The organism is Enterorhabdus sp. P55 (assembly GCF_009911695.1).
Taxonomy (GTDB): Bacteria; Actinomycetota; Coriobacteriia; order Coriobacteriales; family Eggerthellaceae; genus Enterorhabdus.
Genome location: NZ_QWKK01000213.1, coordinates 1 through 1,763, shown reverse-complemented (window position 1 = coordinate 1,763; position 1,763 = coordinate 1). Strand labels below are relative to the sequence as shown.

The 1,763-nt window shown below is 70.6% G+C and carries 1 protein-coding gene; it reads right to left on the bottom strand.

Going from position 1 to position 1,763, the window contains the following annotated elements; all coding sequences use genetic code 11:
* Positions 1 to 1,460, bottom strand: a 1,460-nt coding sequence (locus D1643_RS10865; protein WP_160710624.1) for a Mur ligase family protein, incomplete at its 3' end; no start/stop codon positions are given.
* Between the last annotated feature and the right edge of the window lie 303 nt (positions 1,461 to 1,763).

Below are 1,763 nucleotides of genomic sequence, written 5' to 3'. Positions count from 1 at the left end.
GGGGCCGGCGCGGGCGCCGCGGCCTGCGCGCCCTCCGCGTTCGGCGCGGCCTCCGCACCCGCGGTCCTCGCCCCTTCCGCGCCCTCCGCCTTCCCGGCGCCTTCCTCGCGCGCAGCCAGGCGGTTGAGCGCGGCGTGCACCGGCGGGAGCGCCGTGTAGTTGGCGATGGCGTACACCCCGGCGTCCGCCGGCAGCGCGCCTTCGGCGGCCAGACGCGGCAGCATGGCGAACACGTCGTCCACCGCGTCGATCAGCTGGGCGTCGATGCCCGCGTACTTCAGGCGCACCTGCAAGTCGTTGGCGCGCGTGCCGCCGGCAAACACGGCCAGCGCGCCATGGCCGGCCAGCTCCTCGAAATCGACGTCCCAGATCCACGAGATGTCGCGCCCGTCGCCCTCGTAGTCGTTCACGAAGAAGGCGACCGCCTTCGGGCCGGCGTCGCGCTCGATGATCTTGAGATTCTGGTTGAAGCCCGTCGGGTTCTTCGCCAGGTTCAGCAGCACGGAATGTCCGTCGATGACGTAGCGCTGGAGCCGCCCGTTGCGCGGGTCGAAAGCATCCACCGCTCGCTGGAACACGGCGGCGTCCACCCCGGTCAGCTGCATGATGGCGTCGGCGGCCAGCAGGTTGTACACCAGATAGGGCGTCGGCTGGCTCGTGGTCACGCGGTCGACGCGGTCCGTGGCGCGGCTCGTCACCGCGAACGCGGCGCCGCGAGCGTCGAGCCGCACGTCGGTGGCGGCAAAGTCCAGCGCAGGCCGCGCGAATCCGCATGCGGGGCAGAAGTAGTCGCCCAGCTGGCCGTACTGGCGATACCGATACTCCACCATGCCCGGGCAGTCCTGGCACATTTGCGCGTCGGCCACCGTGTTCTGCGCAAGCTCCATGTCCCCATCGACGCCGAAGGACACCGTGCGGTTGGCCACTTTCCGCGCGATGGCCTCGCAGAGGGGGTCGTCGGCGTTGTAGACGAGCGTCGTCTCCGGCGACTTCGCCAGCGCGCCGGCGATGCTCTCTTGGATGCGGCTGATCTCGCCGCAGCGGTCAAGCTGATCGCGGAAGAGGTTGAGCAGCACCACGTAATCGGCCCTCAGCTGGGGAAGCGTGCGGGCGAGCCACAGCTCGTCGCTCTCGAACACGCCCCACTCGGCCGGCCGCGCCTGCAGCAGCGCCGACGCCACGCCGGGCCCCATGTTGGCGCCCGTGCGGTTGCAGATGACGGTGCGTCCCGCAGCCTCGAAGGCGTCGGCCACCAGGTTAGTCACCGAGGTCTTGCCGTTGGTGCCCACCACCACGACGCTGCCCACGCGCACCTTGCCGCGCAGATCGGCGATGAACTGCGGATCGATACGCAGTCCCACCTTGCCCGGCAGCGTGCCGCCCGGGCGCCGCGCCACCTTCCGCAGCCCCCACGAGAGGGTGTTTCCCACCGCCTTTGCCATCGCCAGCTGCAAGCCCATGACGCGCACCTTCGCTTCCGGAGCACCCGCGCCCCCGTCGGTTTCGTTTCACTGGCCGTCAAGTATAACCCCCGCTCGCACGCGCGTACGACAATCACCCAATTACCAGAACGCCCGGACGAAGAGGCGGGGAAACGGCAGCAGCCCGCGGCGCTCCACCGCCGACGGCGGCGAGGGGGGCAGAAGGAGACGAGGCGGCGGAATGCGGAAGGGGCAGGATGGGTGGGGCGAAGAGCGCGGGGGCAAAGTGCGGAAGGAGCGCGGAAGAGACGGGATGGGAGGCGGGACGGGCGGGACGGGCGG